This window comes from Pseudomonas sp. FP597, assembly GCF_030687435.1.
Taxonomy (GTDB): Bacteria; Pseudomonadota; Gammaproteobacteria; order Pseudomonadales; family Pseudomonadaceae; genus Aquipseudomonas; species Aquipseudomonas lactucae.
Map to the genome: position 1 here is coordinate 2,295,047 of NZ_CP117432.1, position 20,983 is coordinate 2,316,029.

General features: G+C 57.6%; 16 protein-coding genes and 1 tRNA gene. 14 read left to right on the top strand and 3 right to left on the bottom strand.

Annotated elements, in window-relative coordinates:
* The first annotated feature begins 178 nt into the window (after nt 1-178).
* The 4 genes from PSH66_RS10750 to PSH66_RS10765 all read left to right on the top strand — a co-directional run bounded on the left by PSH66_RS10750 (nt 179) and on the right by PSH66_RS10765 (nt 6,001).
* Nucleotides 179-895, top strand: coding sequence for an MgtC/SapB family protein (locus tag PSH66_RS10750; RefSeq protein WP_141064842.1), 717 nt, complete (start codon nt 179-181; stop codon nt 893-895).
* 303 nt (nt 896-1,198) lie between these two features.
* Entirely contained in the window at nt 1,199-1,831 is a 633-nt protein-coding gene (locus PSH66_RS10755; protein WP_003173097.1) for a response regulator transcription factor, read from the top strand.
* A gap of 1 nt (nt 1,832) precedes the next feature.
* On the top strand, nt 1,833-5,453 hold the full coding sequence (locus PSH66_RS10760; RefSeq protein WP_305429029.1) for a transporter substrate-binding domain-containing protein: 3,621 nt from the start codon (nt 1,833-1,835) through the stop codon (nt 5,451-5,453).
* Between the two features lie 125 nt (nt 5,454-5,578).
* Nucleotides 5,579-6,001: a chemotaxis protein CheY gene (locus PSH66_RS10765; RefSeq protein ID WP_078824232.1), complete on the top strand. Its 423-nt coding sequence runs from the start codon at nt 5,579-5,581 to the stop codon at nt 5,999-6,001.
* Here PSH66_RS10765 and dkgB read toward each other — a convergent pair.
* Both dkgB and PSH66_RS10775 read right to left on the bottom strand, forming a co-directional pair.
* Entirely contained in the window at nt 5,998-6,816 is an 819-nt protein-coding gene (gene dkgB, locus PSH66_RS10770) for a 2,5-didehydrogluconate reductase DkgB (protein WP_305429031.1), read from the bottom strand. The genes PSH66_RS10765 and dkgB overlap by 4 nt on opposite strands.
* Nucleotides 6,817-6,972: 156 nt before the next feature.
* Nucleotides 6,973-8,043: a 3-deoxy-7-phosphoheptulonate synthase gene (locus PSH66_RS10775; protein WP_305429032.1), complete on the bottom strand. Its 1,071-nt coding sequence runs from the start codon at nt 8,041-8,043 to the stop codon at nt 6,973-6,975.
* Nucleotides 8,044-8,663: 620 nt separating this feature from the next.
* Between PSH66_RS10775 and PSH66_RS10780 the strand changes: the two genes are divergently transcribed.
* Together PSH66_RS10780 and PSH66_RS10785 are read left to right on the top strand one after the other, a co-directional pair.
* Entirely contained in the window at nt 8,664-9,413 is a 750-nt protein-coding gene (locus PSH66_RS10780) for a carbon-nitrogen hydrolase family protein (protein ID WP_305429034.1), read from the top strand.
* Entirely contained in the window at nt 9,414-9,845 is a 432-nt protein-coding gene (locus tag PSH66_RS10785; protein WP_305429036.1) for a GNAT family N-acetyltransferase, read from the top strand. It abuts the gene before it with no gap.
* 34 nt (nt 9,846-9,879) lie between these two features.
* On the opposite strand, the gene PSH66_RS10790 is transcribed toward PSH66_RS10785, so the two are convergent.
* Nucleotides 9,880-10,119: a DNA-binding protein gene (locus PSH66_RS10790; RefSeq protein ID WP_078824237.1), complete on the bottom strand. Its 240-nt coding sequence runs from the start codon at nt 10,117-10,119 to the stop codon at nt 9,880-9,882.
* 82 nt (nt 10,120-10,201) lie between these two features.
* On the opposite strand from PSH66_RS10790, the gene PSH66_RS10795 reads away from it, so the two are divergent.
* From PSH66_RS10795 to PSH66_RS10830, 8 genes are all read left to right on the top strand, one after another.
* The gene (locus PSH66_RS10795) at nt 10,202-10,567 is read left to right on the top strand and encodes a helix-turn-helix domain-containing protein (protein ID WP_305429039.1); all 366 of its coding nucleotides are present in this window, start codon (nt 10,202-10,204) and stop codon (nt 10,565-10,567) included.
* Nucleotides 10,568-10,718: 151 nt separating this feature from the next.
* Nucleotides 10,719-11,360: a UvrY/SirA/GacA family response regulator transcription factor gene (gene uvrY, locus PSH66_RS10800; RefSeq protein ID WP_017530522.1), complete on the top strand. Its 642-nt coding sequence runs from the start codon at nt 10,719-10,721 to the stop codon at nt 11,358-11,360.
* A gap of 1 nt (nt 11,361) precedes the next feature.
* On the top strand, nt 11,362-13,185 hold the full coding sequence (gene uvrC / locus PSH66_RS10805; RefSeq protein ID WP_078824239.1) for an excinuclease ABC subunit UvrC: 1,824 nt from the start codon (nt 11,362-11,364) through the stop codon (nt 13,183-13,185).
* A 32-nt stretch (nt 13,186-13,217) separates the two neighbouring features.
* Nucleotides 13,218-13,778: a CDP-diacylglycerol--glycerol-3-phosphate 3-phosphatidyltransferase gene (gene pgsA / locus PSH66_RS10810; protein WP_078732521.1), complete on the top strand. Its 561-nt coding sequence runs from the start codon at nt 13,218-13,220 to the stop codon at nt 13,776-13,778.
* 60 nt (nt 13,779-13,838) lie between these two features.
* A tRNA-Gly gene (locus PSH66_RS10815) sits at nt 13,839-13,914 on the top strand.
* A 235-nt stretch (nt 13,915-14,149) separates the two neighbouring features.
* Nucleotides 14,150-15,991, top strand: coding sequence for an integrase arm-type DNA-binding domain-containing protein (locus PSH66_RS10820; RefSeq protein WP_205491543.1), 1,842 nt, complete (start codon nt 14,150-14,152; stop codon nt 15,989-15,991).
* Between the two features lie 1,235 nt (nt 15,992-17,226).
* Nucleotides 17,227-18,801, top strand: coding sequence for an acetolactate synthase large subunit (locus PSH66_RS10825; RefSeq protein WP_205491541.1), 1,575 nt, complete (start codon nt 17,227-17,229; stop codon nt 18,799-18,801).
* Nucleotides 18,802-18,887: 86 nt separating this feature from the next.
* Nucleotides 18,888-20,330 (top strand): aldehyde dehydrogenase family protein, encoded by a 1,443-nt coding sequence (locus tag PSH66_RS10830; RefSeq protein ID WP_205491539.1) that lies wholly within the window; start codon nt 18,888-18,890, stop codon nt 20,328-20,330.
* Nucleotides 20,331-20,983: the final 653 nt, after the last annotated feature.

Here is a 20,983-nt window from a genome sequence, read left to right on the forward strand (position 1 = left end):
GCCTGCACAATTTTTAAAAATTGAAAAACCTTCTTGTGGTGAGCGGGGCAAGCCCGCTCACCACAACAGCCTGTTGGCCGTGGATTTTTCGTTCAACGGAGGTTGTGTAGATACCTATGGCCATCGTAGGCCAGCCAGCTCCCATACGGTTCGGCAGTTGCATACAGAGAGACTTTTTATGCAAGCAATCAACAACATCAACCTCAACTCCCTGATCGACACTCTGGTCAGTCTCACCGCCGCCTTCATCCTCGGCGGCCTGATCGGCTTCGAGCGCCAGTACCGGCAGCGTACGGCGGGCCTGCGGACCAACGTGCTGGTGGCGGTGGGCGCGGCAATTTTTGTCGACATGGCCAACCGCCTGGGTGGGGCGGACGGTGCGGTGCGGGTGGTGGCGTATGTGGTGTCGGGCATCGGTTTTCTCGGTGCCGGCGTGATCATGCGTGAAGAAGGCAATGTGCGCGGGCTCAACACAGCCGCCACGCTGTGGGCGTCGGCGGCGGTGGGGGCATGCGCCGGTGCCGACCTGATCCTTGAAGCGTTGCTGGGCACGTTGTTTGTGCTGGCGGCCAACACCCTGCTGCGGCCGATCGTCAATAACATCAACCGCCAGCCGCTGGATGTGGTGTCGGCGGAGGTCACCAACATCTTGTATGTGATCGCCCGACGCACCCAGCAAAAGGCCGTGCTGGCGCTACTGGAGGCTGAACTTGCGCGCTGCAACTACCCGGCCAGCGACGTCGATGTGCGCCCGTTCGGCACTGAGGAAGTGGAAATCGAAGCCACCCTGGCGGTGACGTCGGTGGACGGTGACGAACTGGACGCCCTGGTGGCGCGGATTTCCCTGTCGACCCTGGTGGTTCAGGCGTTCTGGAGCCCCAGCACCACCGAATAGGCGGCTGGCGCGAGGCAACACCTCGCGCAAGGCTGGCCATGCTGTAGCGAGGAATAGTCCTACATTAATTCGAGATTATCCCTTCATTTGAATCCACTTGCCGTTGTTAAGGTTGCGCGCTTGTGCCCGTTCAGGAATCCAGGCGCGGCTTTACATGTTTACCGTGTGGTTTCAAGAGGAGGGGCCTGTTCTGCCTGAAGTAGTGTGCGAAGTCGTCAGCGCCGTTTGTCGGAACTGTCATTTCTCACAGGTAGATGAGTCCCGCGTGATGTGTAAGCGTACTGACCCTCGCAGGGGAATTTTATGAGCAACAACAAAGCTTTAATTGTGGATGATCACCCTTTTATACGCGCCACCGTGAAGTACCTGTTGAAGCAGGAAGGTTTCGAGACCATCTTTGAGGCGGGCAACGGTGCCGATGCCATGCAGATTGCCCGCGAGGAGCGCCCGGACCTGGTCATCCTTGACCTGGCAATGCCCAAGCTCGGCGGCCTGGAGGTGATCAACCGGATCAAGGCGCTGGACCTGCCGTGCAGGATCCTGGTGCTGACCTCCTACCTGGCGGTGTTCTTCTCTACCCGCTGCATGCGTGCCGGCGCCATGGGATTTGTTGCCAAGACCGGTGAACTCGATGAGCTGCAAAAGGCCATCCGGGCCATCCGGTCCGGCTACAGTTGCTTCCCCAGCCTGCCCACCAGTTCGGTGCGACGCGACGACTTGCAAGAAACCGAACTGCAGATGATCGAAGGCTTGTCGGACCGTGAGTTGACGGTCCTGCAGATGCTGGCTCTGGGCTTGGGCAATAACGAGATCGCCGCGCAAATGCTGCTGAGCCACAAGACCATCAGCACCTACAAGACGCGCCTCAAGGAAAAGCTGCGCATGTCGTCGGTGGTGCATCTGTCCAAATTCGCCCAGCGCAATCATCTGATCTGAAATGATCACCTCCCGGCGGCTGAAACTCGCGGCCATCCTGCTGCTGGGGCTGTTGTCCTGGCCAGTGATGGCCCTGGATGAACCCCGCACGCTGAGCCTGCAGGGACACTCAAGCCTTGAACACCCCCAGGTGGCGCTGGGCGAAACCGACTGGCAGTGGTTGCGTGAGCGACGCACGCTGGTGATGGGGGTGTCGGCGCCCGATTACGCACCGTTCGACCTGAGCAACAATAAGGACGAACTGGAAGGCATCACCGCCGATTATGCGGCGCTGGTTGCCCAGGCGCTGAATGTTGCGATTGAGGTACGGCGTTACGACACCCGTGATGAAGTGATCGAGGCACTCAAGACCGGTGCGGTGGACTTTTTGGGCTCGGCCAACGGTTACGAAGCAGCCGACCCGCAATTGGTGTTGTCACGTTCTTACGCCAACGACCAACCCGCGCTGGTGACGCGCGCCGGCGAGAGCCACACGCTGAGTGCCGATCTCTCCGGCAAGCGCGTGGCGATGCTTTACCACTATATGCAGCCCGAGACCGTCCAGGCCTTCTACCCGGATGCGCACCTGGTGTTGTTTGCCTCGACCTTCGAAGCCATCGGGGCCGTGGCGTTCGGCCAGGCGGACGTGTATCTGGGCGATGCCATCAGCACTCGCTACCTGATCAACAAAAACCACCTCAACAATGTACGTATGGCCGACTTTTCCGCGTTGGAGGTCAACCCGTTCGGGTTTGCCTTCGTCAAAGACAATACTCGCCTGCTGGGCATCATCAACGCCGCGTTGAACGCCGTTCCGGCCAGCCAGCAGATGGAGATCCTGCGCCGCTGGAGTGCTGGCGGCGGTGGCTTTCTTGAGGCTGATCGGCTGCGTTTGAGTGACAGTGAACAGCGCTGGCTGCAAAAGCACCCGCGGGTGAGAGTCGCGGTGCTCGACAAATTCGTACCGCTGTCCTTTTTCAACGAGCAGGGCCAATTCGAGGGTTTGAGCGCCGAGGTGCTCTCACGCATCAGTCTGCGCACCGGCCTCAAATTCGACGTGGAACAGGGCAGTTCGCTGCCGCGGCAAGTCGACGAAACCAGCACCGGGCGCGTGGACATGCTGGCCGTCATCACACCGAGCGTGGAGCGCTCCGAGAAAATTCGATTTACGCGGCCGTACCTGTCCAACCCCTATGTGATGGTGGTGCCTGTGGGCAATGACCGCCTGGTGACACTGGATAACATGCCCGGCAAGCGCCTGGCTTTTATTGGCGGCAACAGCCTCGCCGCGCAGATTGCCCGGGATTACCCCGGTATCGAGTTTGTCGATGTCGAAAACCCGGAAACAGCCCTGGAGATGGTGGCCAAGGGCACGGTGGACGCGACCATCGTTTCATTGATCAGCGCGCGCTACATGATCGCGCGGCATTACCGTGATCGCCTGCGCATCACCAGCACGGTCGGCGCGGAGCCTGCGCGCATCACCTTTGGCGTCAACCGCAGCCAACTGGAGTTGTATTCGATTCTCGACAAGGCGTTGTTGAGCATCAGCCCTGAAGAGATGGACGAATTGACCAACCATTGGCGCGGCGAAATCATCATCGAAGACAGTTACTGGCTGCGCCACCGCAACGTGATCATCCAGGGATTTGGCGTGGCCGCGCTGTTGCTGCTGGTGACCCTGGGGTGGGTGTTCTATTTGCGTAATCTGATACGCAAGCGCGCCCAGGCCGAACGCGCCTTGAGCGACCAGATGCGTTTCATGGGGGTGTTGATCGACGGTACGCCTCACCCGATTTACGTGCGTGATCGCCAGGGCCGCCTGATGGCCTGCAATAACGCTTACCTGGACGTATTCGGCTTCAAGCTGGAAGACGTGATTGGCAAGACCGTGGTGGAAACCGACACCGGCAATCTGCCCCAGGCGCAGTCGTTCCATGCCGACTACTTGCGCTTGATGGAGCAGGGCGAACCGCAGATCCATGACCGCGTGCTCAAGGTGCCCAACGGCGATGTGCTGACCATCTACCAGTGGATGCTGCCTTACCGTGATGGCGACGAAAAAGTGGTCGGCATGATTGCCGGCTGGGTCGACGTGAGTGAACGCCAGCGTCTGCTGCGCCAGGTGCAAGAGGCCAAAGAGGAGGCCGACGCCGCCAACCGCGCCAAGACGACGTTTCTGGCGACCATGAGCCATGAAATCCGCACCCCCATGAACGCGGTGATCGGCATGATCGAACTGGCCCTGAAAAATGCCGAGCAAGGCCGGGCGGACCTTGATGCGCTGGAGGTGGCGTCGGTGGCGTCCCGCAGCATGCTGGAGTTGATCGGCGATATTCTGGATATCGCACGGATCGAGTCCGGCCATCTGTCACTGACCCTCACACCGGCCAATCCGCATGAATTGCTGGCGTCGGTGGCACGTGTATTCGAGGGGTTGGCACGGGACAAAGGGCTGATGCTGCATGTGGAACTGAACCCTGCGATCGACTGTGCCGTGTTGATCGATCCGCTGCGTTTCAAGCAAGTGGTCTCCAATGTATTGGGCAATGCCATCAAGTTCACCCACGCCGGCCAGGTTCGCCTGGGCGCTAGCGGGGCATTGGCAGACGGCCAGTTGCATCTGCGCTTATGGGTAGAGGATTCGGGCATCGGTATCAGTGCCGAGGATCAACAGCGCTTGTTCAACCCGTTTATCCAGGGCAGCAACCATGAACAATCCGCGCGCAGCGGCTCGGGCCTCGGGTTGGTGATCAGCCGCAGCCTGTGCGAAATGATGGGCGGCCAACTGCACCTGAGCAGTATGCTGGGCAAGGGCACGCGGGTGGACGTGACGTTGGCGCTGACATTGACCGCTGCCGCACCGGCTGGCTTGCCCGTACCGCCTGTTCCGACGGCTCGCGCATTGAATATCCTGGTGGTGGACGACTACCCGGCCAACCGTCTTTTGCTGGCGCGACAACTGAGCTTCCTGGGGCATCGCATCACCACGGCCGAGGACGGCGGCCAAGGGCTAGTGCTGTGGCAGGCCGGGCACTTCGACGGCGTGATCACCGATTGCAATATGCCCCTCAAGGATGGCTACGCGCTGGCCCGTGAAATCCGGGCGCTGGAACGTCAGCGCGGGGCGCCGCCGTGCCTGTTGCTGGGGTTCACCGCCAATGCCCGGCCGGAGGAGGCCGAGCGCTGTCGGCAAGCGGGCATGGACGGTTGCCTGTTCAAACCCACGGGGCTTGAGGACTTGCGCACGGCCCTGGTCTCGCGCACGGCGGGTGCCCTGTCGGTCGAGACCGAGCCGGTGTTCGATTTAAGCCCGCTGATTACGCTGACCGCAGGCGACAAGGGCGCTCTGGGCGAGTTGCTGACCCCATTGCTTACCAGCCTTGAGGAGGATCGGGCCTTGTTGCCTGGGCCGTCGGGCCCCGTGAATTTCTTCACGCTGCATGACCTCGCTCATCGCGTCAAAGGCGGCGCGCGGATGATCAAGGCCCAGAGGTTGATCGGCTGTTGCGAGACGTTGGAAGGGGTCTGTGAACGGCAGGACAGCGATGCGGTGGGCACTGCGGTTGAGGCGGTAGGTGTTGCGATTGATGGGCTGCATCACAGCCTGGCCCGATATTGCAATCAGGCTTTACCGCAGTGAACGGTCATTCGGTGTATTTGGGATAACTCCTACGATAAAGGGGAACATGCCTGATTTTGTCTTCGGGATATGTCTGGAGAATGGGCCGCTCTTACTGACGCGCGCTGCCAGCCCAGGGGTTTGCCATGCCGAACAAAGCACTGTCTATCCTGATTGCCGATGAACAGCACCTGCAACGGCTGTATATCGAGAAAATGCTCAACCAACTGGGGTACCACCGGATCGTGCCGGTAGACACCTTCGAAGAGGTCCAGATACTGACGGCCATCCCGGCCGAACCGTTCGATGTACTCATCATCAATGCCGGGCTTGCGGTCAATGCCTGCGAACCGCAACCTCAGGCGCGGCATGTGCTGGTCTACGACCACCTGGACCTGGGCACGTCTGTCGGCGCAACGCCGACTGTACTGGTGCGCTTGCCCGGGGTGCCGGACAACGTCAGCCTCGAACACTTCATGGACATCATCGATCCACCCGAGGCCACGCGTGGCCTGCGGGTGTTGCCCTGGCTGCGGGAGTTATCCCGTTTGCCGGTGACTGGGGTTTAGTCCCACTTCGGCGCAATGCCCTTGGGGCTGGTCAAGCGCTGGCCGCGTTCCAGGCTGGCAATGCGGGCCATGTCGTCGGCGCTCAAGGCCAGGTGCAGGGCCTTGAGGTTGCTTTCGAGGTTGCTCCGCTTGGTCGATGATGGGATCACGGCATAACCCAGTTGCATGGCCCAGGCGAGGGCGACCTGCGCCGAGGTGGCCTGGTGGCGTTGGGCGATCTGCTGGATGACCGGGTCCTTGAGCACTTCACCGTAGGCCAGGGTCATGTACGAGGTGATCTGGATACCGTGGGCGGTGGCGAAATCCACCACCTTCCGGTTCTGCAGGTAGGGGTGCAGTTCGATCTGGTTGGTGGCGATGTGCTCGACGCCGACCGCCGCGATAGCCTGCTTCATGAGGTCGACGGTGAAGTTGGAAATGCCGATCTGGCGGGTCAACCCCAGACGCTTGGCTTGCAGCAACTGGCCCATGAATTCGGCGACGGGCACCTGGCCTTCCGGCGATGGCCAATGGATCAGGGTCAGGTCCAGATAATCGGTCTTCAGTTTGCGCAGGCTTTCCTCAAGGCTTGGGATCAAGCGGCCTTCGGCAAAGTTGTCGATCCAGATCTTGCTGGTGATAAACAGTTCGGCACGCGCAATACCGCTGTCGGCGATGGCTTGGCCAACCTCGGCTTCGTTCTCGTAGATCTGCGCGGTATCGATGACGCGGTAACCCAGTTCCAGGGCGGTACTGACCGAGTCGATCACCACCTGGCCTTTAAGGCGAAAGGTGCCGAGACCGAAGGCGGGGACTTTTTGCGTAGGGATAGACATCAGTGACTCCAATAAGGCTGTAGGCAGTGGAGTCGAGTATCCGCTTGTCGTTCCTTTGGAAACACCGTCGAATCCGAAAAGGACTATTGACGACACGTCACGAATGACCCTCGTGACGTGAAGGCGCTGTAGCCGTTGCAGCAGCGCCTTGTTCGGTCAGCCTCGGGCGCGTAACTGTTCGGCGGCACTGCGCAACAACTGCTCGGTGCCGTTCCAGCCGAGGCAGCCATCGGTTACCGATACGCCGTATTTCATCGACGCGCTCAACGGCTGGCAACCTTCGAACAAGTGGCTTTCCAGCATCATGCCGATCAGCGAGGTGTCGCCCTGCAAGCGCTGTTCCAGCACGTCGTTGAACACTGCCGGTTGACGCAATGGGTCTTTGCCACTGTTGGCATGGCTGCAATCGACCATGATGCGCGGCGTGACCTTGGACGTGGCCAGGTCATGTTTGATCTGGGCGACGCTGTGCGCATCGTAATTCGGCCCACGGTGACCGCCGCGCAGTACCAGATGGGTGTCGGGGTTGCCCGAAGTCTGGATGATCGCCGGGTGGCCCTGGCTGTCGACGCCGAAGTGGCGGTGCGGGTGGGAGGCCGAGCGCATCGCATCACAGGCAATCGTCACGCCGCCGTCGGTGCCGTTTTTGAAGCCTACGGGCATGCCCAGGCCGCTGGCCATTTCGCGATGGATCTGCGATTCGGTAGTGCGCGCGCCAATCGCCACCCAACTGAGCAGGTCATCGAAGTAGCCAGCGGCCATGGGTTGCAACAGCTCGGTGGCAACCGGCAGGCCCAGGCGCAGCATTTCGCGCATCAGCTCGCGGGACAGGCGCAGGCCGGCGGCCATATCATCGCTGCCATCCAGGTGCGGGTCGTAGGCCAGGCCTTTCCAACCGATGGTGGTGCGCGGTTTTTCGACGTAGGCGCGGATCACCAGCAGCATCTGGTCGCTGACTTCGAGTGCCAGCTTCTTCAGATTGCGGGCATATTCCATGGCCGATTCCGGGTCGTGGATCGAGCATGGGCCGACAATCACCAGCAAGCGTGAATCTTCGCCATCAAGGATGGCGCGCACGGCTTGGCGATGAGCGTGGACCTGTTCATTGAGGAACGGGCTGAGGGCTAACTGGTGCTTGAGCTCAAGGGCGCTGGGCAGGCGCTGGGTCAGGGCTTCATTGGCGCTGATCAGGTTCGAAACGGGCAGAGCGGCGACGGAGGAGTTCATATTCAAGGCTTCCTGGGCAAGCGGCGGGTTGTTCCCGCGCGCTTGGCCTACTGGGGTGTTCGACAATTGGCCGTACTGGCTACGTGTGTTGGCTTGCCACCGATAGGTGACCGGTCGGAGGCGGCAGGCTGTCCCGAACGGAGCTGGCTAAATCGCCATGCGGTAGAGGTGTCGTAGCGGTAATAGGTGGCGTAGTTCATGTCGTGAGTCCTTTAAGTGTTCGTGATCAAACAAAATTTATTAGAGGCTGAAAAAACAAAACCCCCGGTCGGGGAGCCGACCGGGGGTTAGATTTCTCTGGTAGGCGACCCCTTGAACAGTGGGCGCCGATTTCAGGTATCAGGCGCGCCAGTGGCTAAACCAATACCCAAAATAAAAGCTTACAGCTGCGCTCGAACCGTTCACACGGGTAGCCGGCACCGAGCGCGGGGCGCTGGCAGCAGGGCAAACCTGAGAGTGGGCGAGAGGCAACATGGTCGTTCTCCAAATGATGGGGGGAGCTTACTAGAGGCGCACTGGCAGTTTCAATCAGTAATTTCTATTGCGGCAGGGGACTTACGGCTATGGGGTACGTGCCGATATGCTGATAACACTTTGACGATGATTGCCTGGACGCGACCATGACTGCCTTGACCCTTGCTGCTGCTCAATCCATTTCCATCGCGGGCGATGTGCCGGCCAATATCCAGCGACACCTGGCCTTCATGCGTGTGGCAGCGGAGCACGGCGTGCAATTACTGGTATTTCCGGAGTTGTCGTTGACGGGGTATGAGCCGTCCCTGGCGGCCGAATTGGCGATTGCACCGGAAGATGCACTGTTGGCGCCGTTACGCGAGATGGCACGGGAACTGCGATTGACGGCAGTGGTGGGTATGCCGATTCGACTGGCGCCTGATTCGGCAGTGTTGATAGGTGCACTGGTGCTGGGAGCGGACGGAGCCCTGGCGCTCTACACCAAGCAGCATTTGCATGATGGCGAAGAACTTGCGTTTGTCGCAGGGCAGGGCGGTGCAGCCCTGGAGTGGGGCAATGACCGGATTGCCTTGGCGGTGTGCGCAGATTTTGCCCATGCCAGCCACCCGCGTGCCGCGGCGCAGGCAGACGCAAATGTGTACGCCGCCGGTGTATTGATCAGCGAAGGTGGCTATGCCGCCGACAGTGCGTTGCTTCAGGGCTATGCCGCTCAGCATCGCATGCTGGTGTTGATGGCCAATCACGGCGGCCCGTCAGGGGGTTGGGCCTGCGCCGGTCGCAGTGCGATCTGGGCCGCTGATGGCAGCTTGCTTGCCGCTGCGCCTGGCACGGGGGATGTGCTGGTGATCGCCCGTCGCGATAGCGGCGTGTGGGCTGGCCAAGTGGTTGTGCTCTGAATGAGCTTTTATCTGCGCACGGCAACAGACCAGGACTTACCATTTGCACGCAAGCTGACCCACGAAGCCATGAGTCGCTATTACGTGCAATACGGATTGTGGTGGTCCGGCGACGGCTTTGATACCGCCTGGGCTGGCCGGGAAAACTGGCTGATTTGTCAGGACGACACCGTGCTCGGTTTCATCAGCCTGAGTCGCGACAGCCGGGCGCTCTATATCCGCGAACTGCATATGCTCCAAGCGTATCGCGGACTCGGCGCGGGCAGTTGGGTGTTGGAGCAGATGGCACTCAAGGCGCAGGCGCAGGGCCTGCTGCGTTTGACGGTATTCAAGTCCAATCCGGCCCGCGAGCTCTATCAGCGCAACGGACTCAGCATCGTCGGTGAAGAGGACTGCTTCTGGCGCATGGAGCGTGTGTGCCGTTCAAGCTAAGCATGTGCTTGGGCGTAATAAGCGCATACTGACGTCAAGCATCGGCGTCCTGATCGTGGGTCTGGCCATCCGCCTCGGACAGGATGATCCCTTCTTTCATGCCCAGAAGGACCGCTACCTTGTGGGCCTCTCCACGCCGTCCCTTTTTGCGCCCGGCGAGCACTTGATAGGTGGTTGCCGGATCCACGCCATGTTCACGCGCGAACGCTTGAACAGACTTTCCTTGATGTTCCAGCCAGGCCTTGGCTTGTGCGGCAGTACGGATTCCGGGCATAGTTCAAAACCGTTCAAGTTTGTTTAACTAAGAGATGAGTGGATCACCTCTTGGGGTGTGCCAAATAGGATCATACATCCAAATGAGTGGAATCGGTTCGCGTTTGAGGCAAGAAAGAGAGCGACTCGGCCTGTCGCAAAAAGTGTTTGGCGAGATAGGCGGCGTTGAAGCCAATGCGCAAGGTAAATATGAAAGTGGGGGGCGTACGCCCAAAGCCGATTATTTGTCTCGTGTCGCCGAAAAAGGGGTGGACGTGCTGTATGTGTTGACCGGCACGGCCACGCCGATCCAACTCGAAACCCTCAGTCAGATCGAAGAGAAAGTGCTGGGGGACTACCGTGTGATGATCAAGGAAGATCAGGACGCGATCCGTCGCTTGGCGTCGACCCTGGCCAAACATTCCGTTTCACTGAATGGAAAAGCCAAGCCGGTGGCCCAGGAGTCCTGACACTTCGCCCGGGAAATTGAACCGTCCGCTTCCCGGCGGATAGCGGCTGCCTGGCCAAACTCTATATATATGACACTTGCACCTAGGTCTGAGCCTCGGTTTTTTGCTAAGGTGTTCAGCAACCTATAAGACCATTTCGCGAGGTGTCTGCTTGATTAGGGTGCTAGTAGTCGATGACCATGATCTCGTTCGTACAGGCATTACACGAATGCTGGCTGACATCGATGGCCTGCAAGTAGTCGGCCAGGCCGAGTCGGGCGAGGAATCCCTGATCAAGGCCCGGGAGTTGAAACCCGATGTGGTGTTAATGGATGTCAAGATGCCTGGGATTGGCGGTCTTGGCGCCACGACCAAATTGCTGCGCAGTCATCCGGACATCAAGGTCGTGGTAGTGACGGTGTGCGAAGAAGACCCGTTCCCGACTCGGCTTTTACAGGCAGGTGCCGCGGGTTACCTGACCAAGGGCGCAGGCTTGGCCGAAATGGTGCAAGCCATTCGCCTGGTGTTTGCCGGCCAGCGCTATATCAGCCCGCAGATCGCGCAGCAGCTGGCGATCAAGTCCTTCCAGCCCACCAGCGACTCGCCGTTCGATGCGCTGTCGGAACGGGAAATCCAGATTGCCCTGATGATCGTCGGTTGCCAAAAGGTCCAATCCATCTCCGACAAGCTGTGCCTGTCGCCCAAGACCGTCAACACCTACCGCTATCGCATTTTCGAGAAGCTCGCCATCAGCAGTGATGTTGAATTGACCCTGCTCGCGGTGCGCCACGGCATGGTGGACGCCAGCGCCTGACATGACCACACCGTTTGATCCAAGTGCCTTTCTCTCAACCTGCAGTGGCCGCCCTGGCGTGTACCGCATGTTCGACAGTGAGGCGCGCCTGCTTTATGTCGGCAAAGCCAAGAACCTGAAGAACCGCCTGGCGAGCTATTTCCGCAAGTCGGGACTCGCGCCGAAAACCGCCGCTCTGGTGGCGCGTATCGCCCAGGTCGAAACCACCATCACCGCCAACGAAACCGAAGCGCTGCTGCTTGAGCAGACGCTGATCAAGGAGTGGCGGCCGCCCTATAACATCCTGCTGCGTGACGATAAATCCTACCCCTACGTGTTTTTATCCGACGGCGACTTCCCGCGGTTGAGCATTCACCGTGGCGCGAAGAAGGCCAAGGGCAAATACTTCGGGCCCTATCCCAGCGCCGGCGCTATCCGTGAAAGCTTGAGCCTGCTGCAAAAAACCTTTTTTGTGCGCCAATGCGAAGACAGCTTCTACAAGAACCGCACGCGGCCGTGCCTGCAATACCAGATCAAACGCTGCAAAGCGCCTTGCGTGGGTCTGGTGGATTCGGCGGAGTATGCAGAGGATGTACGCCATTCGGTGATGTTCCTCGAAGGACGCAGCAATGCGCTCACCGACGAGCTCTCCTCTGCCATGGAACAAGCCGCCGGTACCCTGGATTTCGAGCGCGCCGCGGAGCTACGCGACCAGATTTCCCTGCTGCGTCGGGTTCAGGATCAGCAGAGCATGGAAGGCGGCACGGGGGATGTCGATGTGATCGCCGCCTTCGTCAACCCCGGTGGTGCCTGCGTGCACTTGATCAGCGTACGGGGCGGGCGGGTGCTGGGCAGCAAGAATTTCTTCCCGCAGACCGGTATCGACGAGGATGTGGCCGAAGTCATGGCCGCGTTCCTCGGCCAGTACTACGTGAGCAGTCCCGAGCGCGACCTGCCGTCGGAGCTGATCGTTAACGTGGTGCATGAAGACTTTCCCACCTTGATCGAGGCTATCCACGAACTGCGTGGCCGCGAGCTGGACATCAGCCACCGCGTACGCGGCACCCGCGCCCGTTGGCAGCAACTGGCCGTCACCAACGCCGAACAGGCCTTGAGCGCACGTCTGGCGAATCGACAGCACGTCGCGGCGCGCTTCGATGCCCTGGCCGAGGTGCTTAAGCTGGATGAGCCGCCCCAGCGCCTGGAGTGCTACGACATCAGTCACTCCAGCGGCGAAGCCACGGTTGCTTCCTGCGTGGTGTTCGGGCCGGAAGGACCGATCAAATCCGACTACCGGCGCTACAATATCGAAGGCGTCACCGCCGGCGATGACTACGCCGCCATGCACCAGGCCCTCACGCGACGCTTCAGCAAGTTGAAGGACGGCGAGGGCAAGCTGCCCGATATCCTGCTGGTGGACGGCGGCAAGGGCCAGTTGTCCATGGCCCGTGATGTGCTCAATGAGCTGGCCGTGCCCGACCTGATCCTGCTCGGTGTGGCCAAGGGCGCTACGCGCAAGGCCGGTTTCGAGACGTTGTACTTGAATGACGCCGCCCATGAGTTCACGTTGAAGGGCGACTCACCCGCACTGCATTTGATCCAACAGATTCGCGACGAAGCCCACCGTTTCGCGATTACCGGCCACCGTGCCCGCCGTGGCAAAACCCGGCGAACCTCCACCCTGGAAGGGGTGGCGGGGGTCGGGCCAACACGACGTCGCGACTTGCTCAAACATTTTGGTGGCTTGCAGGAGCTGTCCCGTGCCAGCATTGACGAGATAGCCAAAGCACCCGGTATCAGTAAAAAGCTCGCTGAATTGATTTATGCGAATCTGCACAGCGAATAGAATGCCTTTCCACCTCGTAGCCAGTTGTGCCGATGAATATCCCTAATCTGATCACCGTTCTACGCGTCCTGCTCATCCCGATTTTTATTTTGCTGTTCTATTTGCCTTACGAATGGAGCTACCTGGCCTCAAGTTCGGTGTTTGCCTTCGCGGCCGCCACCGACTGGCTCGACGGCTACCTGGCGCGACGCCTGGAACAGAGCACGCCCTTCGGCGCGTTCCTCGACCCCGTGGCCGACAAACTCATGGTGGCCGTGGCTCTGGTCCTGCTGGTGCAAGCACACGGCAACCTGTGGCTGACCCTGCCGGCTGCGGTGATCATCGGCCGCGAAATCGTCGTCTCGGCCCTGCGCGAATGGATGGCCGAAATCGGCGCCCGCGCCCACGTTGCCGTCTCCAACATGGGCAAATGGAAAACCGCCGCACAAATGCTTGCGCTCGTCATCCTGCTGGCCAACCCACCGGCCTTCACTTTCTGGGTAGTGCTGGGCTACGCTTTGTTGCTCATCGCCGCCGGCCTGACCCTTTGGTCCATGCTCCAGTACCTGCGCGCCGCCTGGCCCCATCTGCGCACCACCGTCGAAAAGAAATAAAACTTTTTTGAATCAAGGGGTTGACGGGTGCTCAGGATTCTATAGAATGCGCATCACCAAGCGGGAATAGCTCAGTTGGTAGAGCACGACCTTGCCAAGGTCGGGGTCGCGAGTTCGAGTCTCGTTTCCCGCTCCAAATATTGCGCTACAGAGTTCCACTGAATTCTGTAAGTGATTGAAATCAGGGCCTTTAGGCCCTTTTTTCGTTCCAGCGGGAACCACTGAAATCCAGCTCCATCCAGTGCTTTTAAGTCCCGATTTAAGTCCCAAATGAGGATCTTGGATTTGGATGTGCACTGAATCGGTTTTTTGCTGGAGCAGCTTGGATAGCGAGACGAGCATCTGGCCCTGACTCTGTTCAGGAGCTCGCTATGGCACTCTCGGATACGACCGTTCGGCAAGCCCGAATCACCGGCAATGACTACACAATAGGCGACACGGATGGGCTCGCGCTCAACGTGACCGCACGCGGCGGGAAAATCTGGCGTTTCAGATATTACTGGGCGGGCGTGCAGAAACGCATGTCTCTTGGTAGTTATCCGCAAATCAGCCTCAAAGAAGCCCGTGCGCGGCGTGATGAGGCGCGCGCCTTGGTCGCCCAAGGCATCAATCCCTATGAGCACCGTAAGCAACAGCGTCGTGCTGTTCGCTTTGCGGCGGAGCATACCTTCGAGGCCGTGTTCAATCAGTGGGTGGAGTTCCGCAGGCTAAGCCTGAAGGAAGGACGCCAGAGCACGCTCTCGCAGATCTTGAGAATCTTCAATAAAGACGTCCTGCCCACCCTGGGCGCGCGGTCCATCTACGATATCAATCGTCACGATCTGCTGGATTTACTGAGCAGGATCGAACAGCGCAAGGCCTTAACGACAGCCGAAAAATGCCGGACCTGGTTCAACCAATTGTTCCGCTATGCGCTGGTGAAAATCGAGGGGCTGGAACACAATCCGGCTTCAGACCTCGATGTGGTCGCACTTCCCAAACCTCCCGTAACGCACAATCCGTTTCTCCGCATGGACGAGCTCCCGGGGTTGATGGCTGCGCTTCGAAACTACGGTGGTGCCGACCAAACTCGGCTTGGCCTTCGGTTGTTGTTGCTGACCGGTGTCCGCACGGGCGAATTGCGGTTGGCAACACCCGACCAGTTCGATCTGGAGAAGCGCTTGTGGGTCATACCGGCGGAAGTGGTGAAACAACTCCAGCTAGCGATGCGGAAGCCAGGTAAGCAGACCCAAAATGTACCACCCTACATTGTCCCGCTGTCGGTCCAGGCGCTGGAGATCGTGCGTCACTTGCTGGACCAGGTTGTCCCCGCACAGCGCTACTTGTTTGCGCATCGAAGCGACCTGAGCAAGCGTATCAGTGAGAACACACTGAATGGCGCGTTGCGTCGGATGGGGTACGCCGATCAACTCACCGGTCATGGCATGAGGGCGACGATCTCGACGGCACTGAACGAGATCGGATACCCGAAGGTGTGGGTTGATGCTCAGCTTTCTCATGCTGATCCGGACAAGGTGAGTGCTGCCTACAATCATGCGGAGTATGTCGAGCAGCGTCGGACCATGATGCAGGATTGGGCGAACCGTCTGGATCTGTGGGGGCAGGGTCAGCTGAAAGCGGCAAGCTCTCCGCTTACCATCCGATTGGAGGGGGCTGCTTCGCTGCCGTCACTTGAAAACGTGAGCGCAAATTCCATTCAGTTCAACGGCAACTTTCCAGTGGTAACGGTCTCGGTGCCCAAGGCTTCGGTTAACGACGAGTCGGCTCTTGTCGTGTCGCATCAGTCGCCTGTCGTACCTCTTTCGGTGTCGACTGAAAAACCGCAAAAATCCCACGTGTCTGACATCCAGCGCGAACGTGCCGAGATGCTGGCCACTTATGAGGCTTCGAGTAATTTGCCGCTGCTGGTCTTCGCCAAATTGGCAGGCAAATCCCGAGATCAGATCAATCGCGACATCAAGGCTCGCCGTCTGCTGTCGCTGAGCCTGGGGAATCGCGGTCAGCGCATTCCCGACTGGCAGCTTGATCCACTGCGGCACAAGTTGGTACTTGCTGCATTAACGCGGTTTCCGGGTGTCGATGCGTGGCGGCTCTATCGGACGGTCTGTGAGCCTCATGAGCGACTGAAGGGGCGCTCGCCAATCGAAGTACTCACTCTGGAGAATTTCGACGTTGCTGTGCGAATCGTTTGTAGTGCCCTGGGCTCAAGCTGAGGTACTGTCTCGTGCGATGATAACGAATGTCGCTGCTTTCTTGGGCCCATCTAGAGCTACTCCTGAGTGTGTGGGCTACGCAAGTCGCCTGACGTTTCGGAGCTGGTTGGCTAGAGGATTCTATTGCGCAGGAAGATGCCATTAGGCCAATATCCCGCTCCCGCACTCTCTTGTCAGCCCTCCATCCCTCTCATTTAGGGGCTGTGTTTTTGAGGGGCTGGTAATCACCCGGTCTCGTGCCGGGTTTTTTATGCGTTCGGCAGATACGGCTGGCGGATAAACATGGAATTCAGCTACCCCTCGTATGGGGTGCTAGGGGTCGAGTGTTCGAATCACTCCGTCCCGACCATATTTTTCAGTGACTTAGCCCAATCTGAAAAGATTGGGCTTTTTCATATCAGAAAAAAACCCCCACATTCACCCCCACGAATATCCTAGATTTAGGTAGCGTCTGCGGTCGGGAAAGTTGTGCGGGCTCATGTCGGATCTCTGAAGACCTACGCCTTTCAGTGCTAGCGCTGGGAGACAGTTCGTTGTCGAGCTTCCGCAGGCGATAGAACTTAACTACCAGATATAGCTTTAGCCGTGACTGCTGCGGCGCTGCGCCTGCCCGCGGTCGTTCAGACGAAGCTTGAGTCGCTCAATCGCCCTGACCAGCAAGTGGTTCTAGAGTCAAGATTCCTCTCGGCCAGCAAATCCTTTCCCCGAAGGTCCCCGTTTTATCCGAGAGCCACACATTGCCTAGCATCGACGCAATTTGGCTGGTCATATAACCCGTTGTATGCAAGCAGGCACTGAAACAGGGTTGACTGGTTATCACCTGGCCCGGAGCCGTGGCCTTCTCTTGCGTGTACGGCGTCAGGCAATTCTACGAAATAACATCTCCGAGTTAGCCCTTGAGGTCCAGCCGCACCAGAATGCAGGCTCGTAGCGTGCTGCAAAAAAGGAACGTCTGTATGGCTGTACCGCTCGCTGAAATCTGAGCAGATGAAGATGCTCGGTGATTTGGCTCTTGCTGGAAATCGATGCAAGTTATAATCTGACTAACGTCAGCTTAAGGCTTTTCCAGAATAGCTAGCTTCACGGGGGTACTGCCTGTAATCCGCGAATGATAGTGGCGAGGCCAGGGCTGCGATAACCGTGGATTTGTCGCATTTCAAGCCCACATAGGGTTGCAGGTTTCTTATGTGTGCCTGGCGGAATCCATGCTTCGACTAGCCGTATAGGTGTAACTAATGACAATTAATACAAGTGTTACAGAAGCAGTGAATGGTGCTCAGTCCCTCGTACAGACGCTAGATAATTGTGGTGTGGAGGTCTGCTTTGGCAACCCAGGAACGTCCGAAATGCACTTCGTGGCGGCATTGGATTCTGTGCCAGGGATGCGGAGCGTTCTATGTCTTTTCGAGGGAGTGGCTACGGGGGCAGCGGACGGCTATGGGCGTATCGCTGGAAAGCCCGCGGCTACTCTGCTGCATTTGGGGCCAGGACTAGCCAACGGGCTTGCTAACCTGCACAACGCTCGTCGCGCCAATACTCCGATTGTTAATATCGTAGGGGATCATGCGACTTATCATCTTCAGTACGATGCCCTGTTGACCTCGGACATTGTTGGTTTTGCCCGACCTGTATCCTCGTGGATTCACGAATCAAAAAATGCAAAGACGGTTGCGGTAGATGCCGCCCGGGCGGTTCAGGCTGCACGTTCTGCTCCTGGAGGAGTGGCGACACTGATATTGCCAGCGGATACCGCTTGGGAGGTTGCTGAGCACGCTGTGGGGCCCATCCCAGACTCTGGAATGGCGAAGGTTTCAGATAAGGCGATCGAGCGCTCTATAGAGCTTCTGAAGAATGGCAAGAAAACGGCGATTCTACTTAGAGGTGCGGTGCTGCATGGCGCCGGGTTGGAGGCAGCAGGGCGAGTTCAGGCGGCAACGGGTGCCCGGCTACTGTGCGATACCTTTGCACCTCATGTTGAGCTCGGTGCAGGACGGGTGGCGGTGGAGAGAATTCCGTACTTTGCAGAACAGATCACAGCGTTTCTTCAAGACATAGAACAACTCATTTTGGTTGGCTCCAAGCCGCCCGTTTCCTTCTTCGCTTATCCTGGTAAATCCAGTTGGTGCACTCCTGATGGGTGCATTATCAGTTATCTGGCGCATCCCCATGAAGACTCCGCTAATGGGATGATTTCTTTGGCTGAAGAGCTTAAAGCGCCTGCTCACGTTGAGCGGCGTGTTCCACTCATCTTGCCTGACCTGCCAAGTGGTAGGCTGACGGTTGATGGTGTTGCTCGTGCTATTGCACACTTGACGCCCGATAATGCAATTATTGCAGATGAGTCGGCTACTAGTGGTATTTACCTTCTTGCATCCATGGCAACTGCTCGGCCTCACACGCATCTCCCTCTGACGGGCGGGTCTATCGGCCAAGGTCTTCCTCTTGCAATCGGCGCTGCAATCGCGGCACCGGATCGTAAGGTGGTTTGTCCTCATGGCGATGGCGGCGCTGCCTATACTTTGCAGGCACTTTGGACCATGGCGCGAGAGCAGCTTGACGTAACTGTCGTGATCTATGCAAATCGCTCTTATGCAATCCTAAATATCGAGTTGATGCGGGTGGGAGTTGTCGGGGCAGGTTCTAAAGCACTTTCAATGTTGGATCTACATAATCCTGAGCTGGATTGGGTGAAAATTGCTCAAGGGTTCGGTGTTGAAGCTAGTCGTGCAACTACGGCAGAAGAGTTTAACGATATGTACTTGTCTGCAATGCGGGGGCACGGGCCTCGACTTATTGAAGCCGTTGTATGAGGTTCCAAGAGCTGAGCTGAGTCTCATTAAATGAATGGTTTCGCTCATTACCTGATAGCAACGTTAACGCAGAGTGCAGAGGACTTATGGATTACGAAGGCGCTATTCATCTAGACAAGTTTTATATCGATGGGGCTTGGGTCGCCCCGTTGTCCGGAGGGCAACAACATAATGTTATCAATCCGGCAAATGGGGAGGTTAGCGGTACAATACTGTTCGGCGACGAGTTAGATGCTGAATGTGCAATTAAGGCTGCTCACAAAGCTTTTGCGACCTATTCGCAAACATCGCTCGATGAGCGTATCGCGCTGCTAGAGCGTATCGCGAATGTGTATGAACGTCGCCTACCTGAAATGGCGGATGCAATCACTAAAGAGATGGGGGCCCCTTTTTATAGTCTTTCGATGCCTGCGCAGGCGACGATCGGCCTGTTACATTTTCGGGTAACTGCTGCTTTAGCAAAACAGCATCCTTTTGAAACGCTTGTTTCTACAGCGCGAATCGTGAAAGAGCCGGTTGGCGTTTGTGCCCTTATCACTCCTTGGAACTGGCCAATGAACCAAGTGGTGTGCAAGGTTGCTCCGGCGCTGGTTGCCGGTTGCACAATCGTGCTGAAGCCTAGCCAGAATGCCCCATACTCTTCCCAACTCTTAGCGGAAATAATGGAGGAGGCTGGTACGCCAGCGGGGGTATTTAACATGATTTTAGGTGAGGGTGGGCGTCTCGGTCATATCCTTTCTTCGCACCCCCTAATAGATATGATCTCGCTGACGGGGTCGACTAATGCAGGAATCCAGGTATCAAAAGCAGCCGCAGAAACGATCAAGCGAGTCTCATTGGAGCTGGGTGGTAAGTCCGCTAATATTATTTTGGAAGGTGCGGATTTAGAGACGGCCGTCACTCATGGTGTCACATTGATGATGAGTAACTCCGGTCAGAGCTGCACTGCTCCATCACGAATGTTGGTGCCTCGGCATCATCTGGAACGAGTAGAAGCTATCGCCACGAAAGTGTGTGGTGAGCTGATTGTCGGTAATCCGATGGACCAGAAAACGACCGTGGGACCGATTGCCAATAGACGTCAATTTCTCAAAGTGCGGGAGATGATTGAGCAAGGTATTAACGACGGGGCAAGGCTCGTGTGTGGGGGGGCGGATTCGCTCGCGGGATTGGAAAAAGGCTTCTATGTAAAGCCTACCGTATTAACGGTTGAGGACAACAAAAGCTTTATCGCGCAGGAGGAAATATTCGGCCCAGTGCTAGTCATTATTCCGTATGACAGCGAGGAGGATGCGGTAACGATCGCCAATAATTCGATCTACGGACTGTCGGGCTACGTTTATGGTAGCGACAAGGCGGACGCTGAACGAGTAGCACGTAGACTGCGAACGGGCATGGTTCATCTCAATGGGGCGAACGTCGACCCTACTGCTCCCTTTGGGGGTTATAAACAATCGGGCAATGGTCGTGAATGGGGTGGCGCTGGGATCGAAGAGTTTCTAGAAACTAAGTCAATTTTTCTCGGTTAGTACTTGCGGTACTCCTCTGGTTTGTAATCAGGGGAGTGCTTAAGTGCAGTAATGACGCTGCTTTATTAATATTCGTTAAGAAGAGTGAAGGCCAGTATTATGGTCAGCAGAATAAAAGGGTGGTTTTCAATCAAACAGCGTTGAGAGTATGAGCGGTAAAAGTGAGCTGTTCTGGATTGTTTTTTTTTGAATCACATGTACTTGGCATCTGCTTGAGTTTTCCCGACCATACTGATAAAGCTAAACGCAAGGAGTCACTGTGCAGGCCCTAATTCGTATTCTGCTCGACTTAAGTATTCGTATGAAAATGATGGCTGGTTTTGGCCTCATTCTTACGATTACGTTGGCAATCTCATGGATCGGGCAGCGAACATTAGAAAGTAACCAGCATGGCTACGAAGACCTGTTACGCATACGCGATATAGATACCAATCTAGCTCTAGCGCGCCAGCTAGAAAAAAACTATCTGATTCGCGGTCAAGCCCCATTCATAGAGCAGGCGATCAGTTTGGTAGATAAAGTAAACGACCAAGCCAAGCTTGTTGAGAGGGTGTTACCTCGCGAGGAGAGCAGGGGTATGATGCACCAGGTCCAACAGAACGTCATGCGCTATAGAGAGGATTTGCAGCTGCTTCGCAGGGCAACTGAGGACA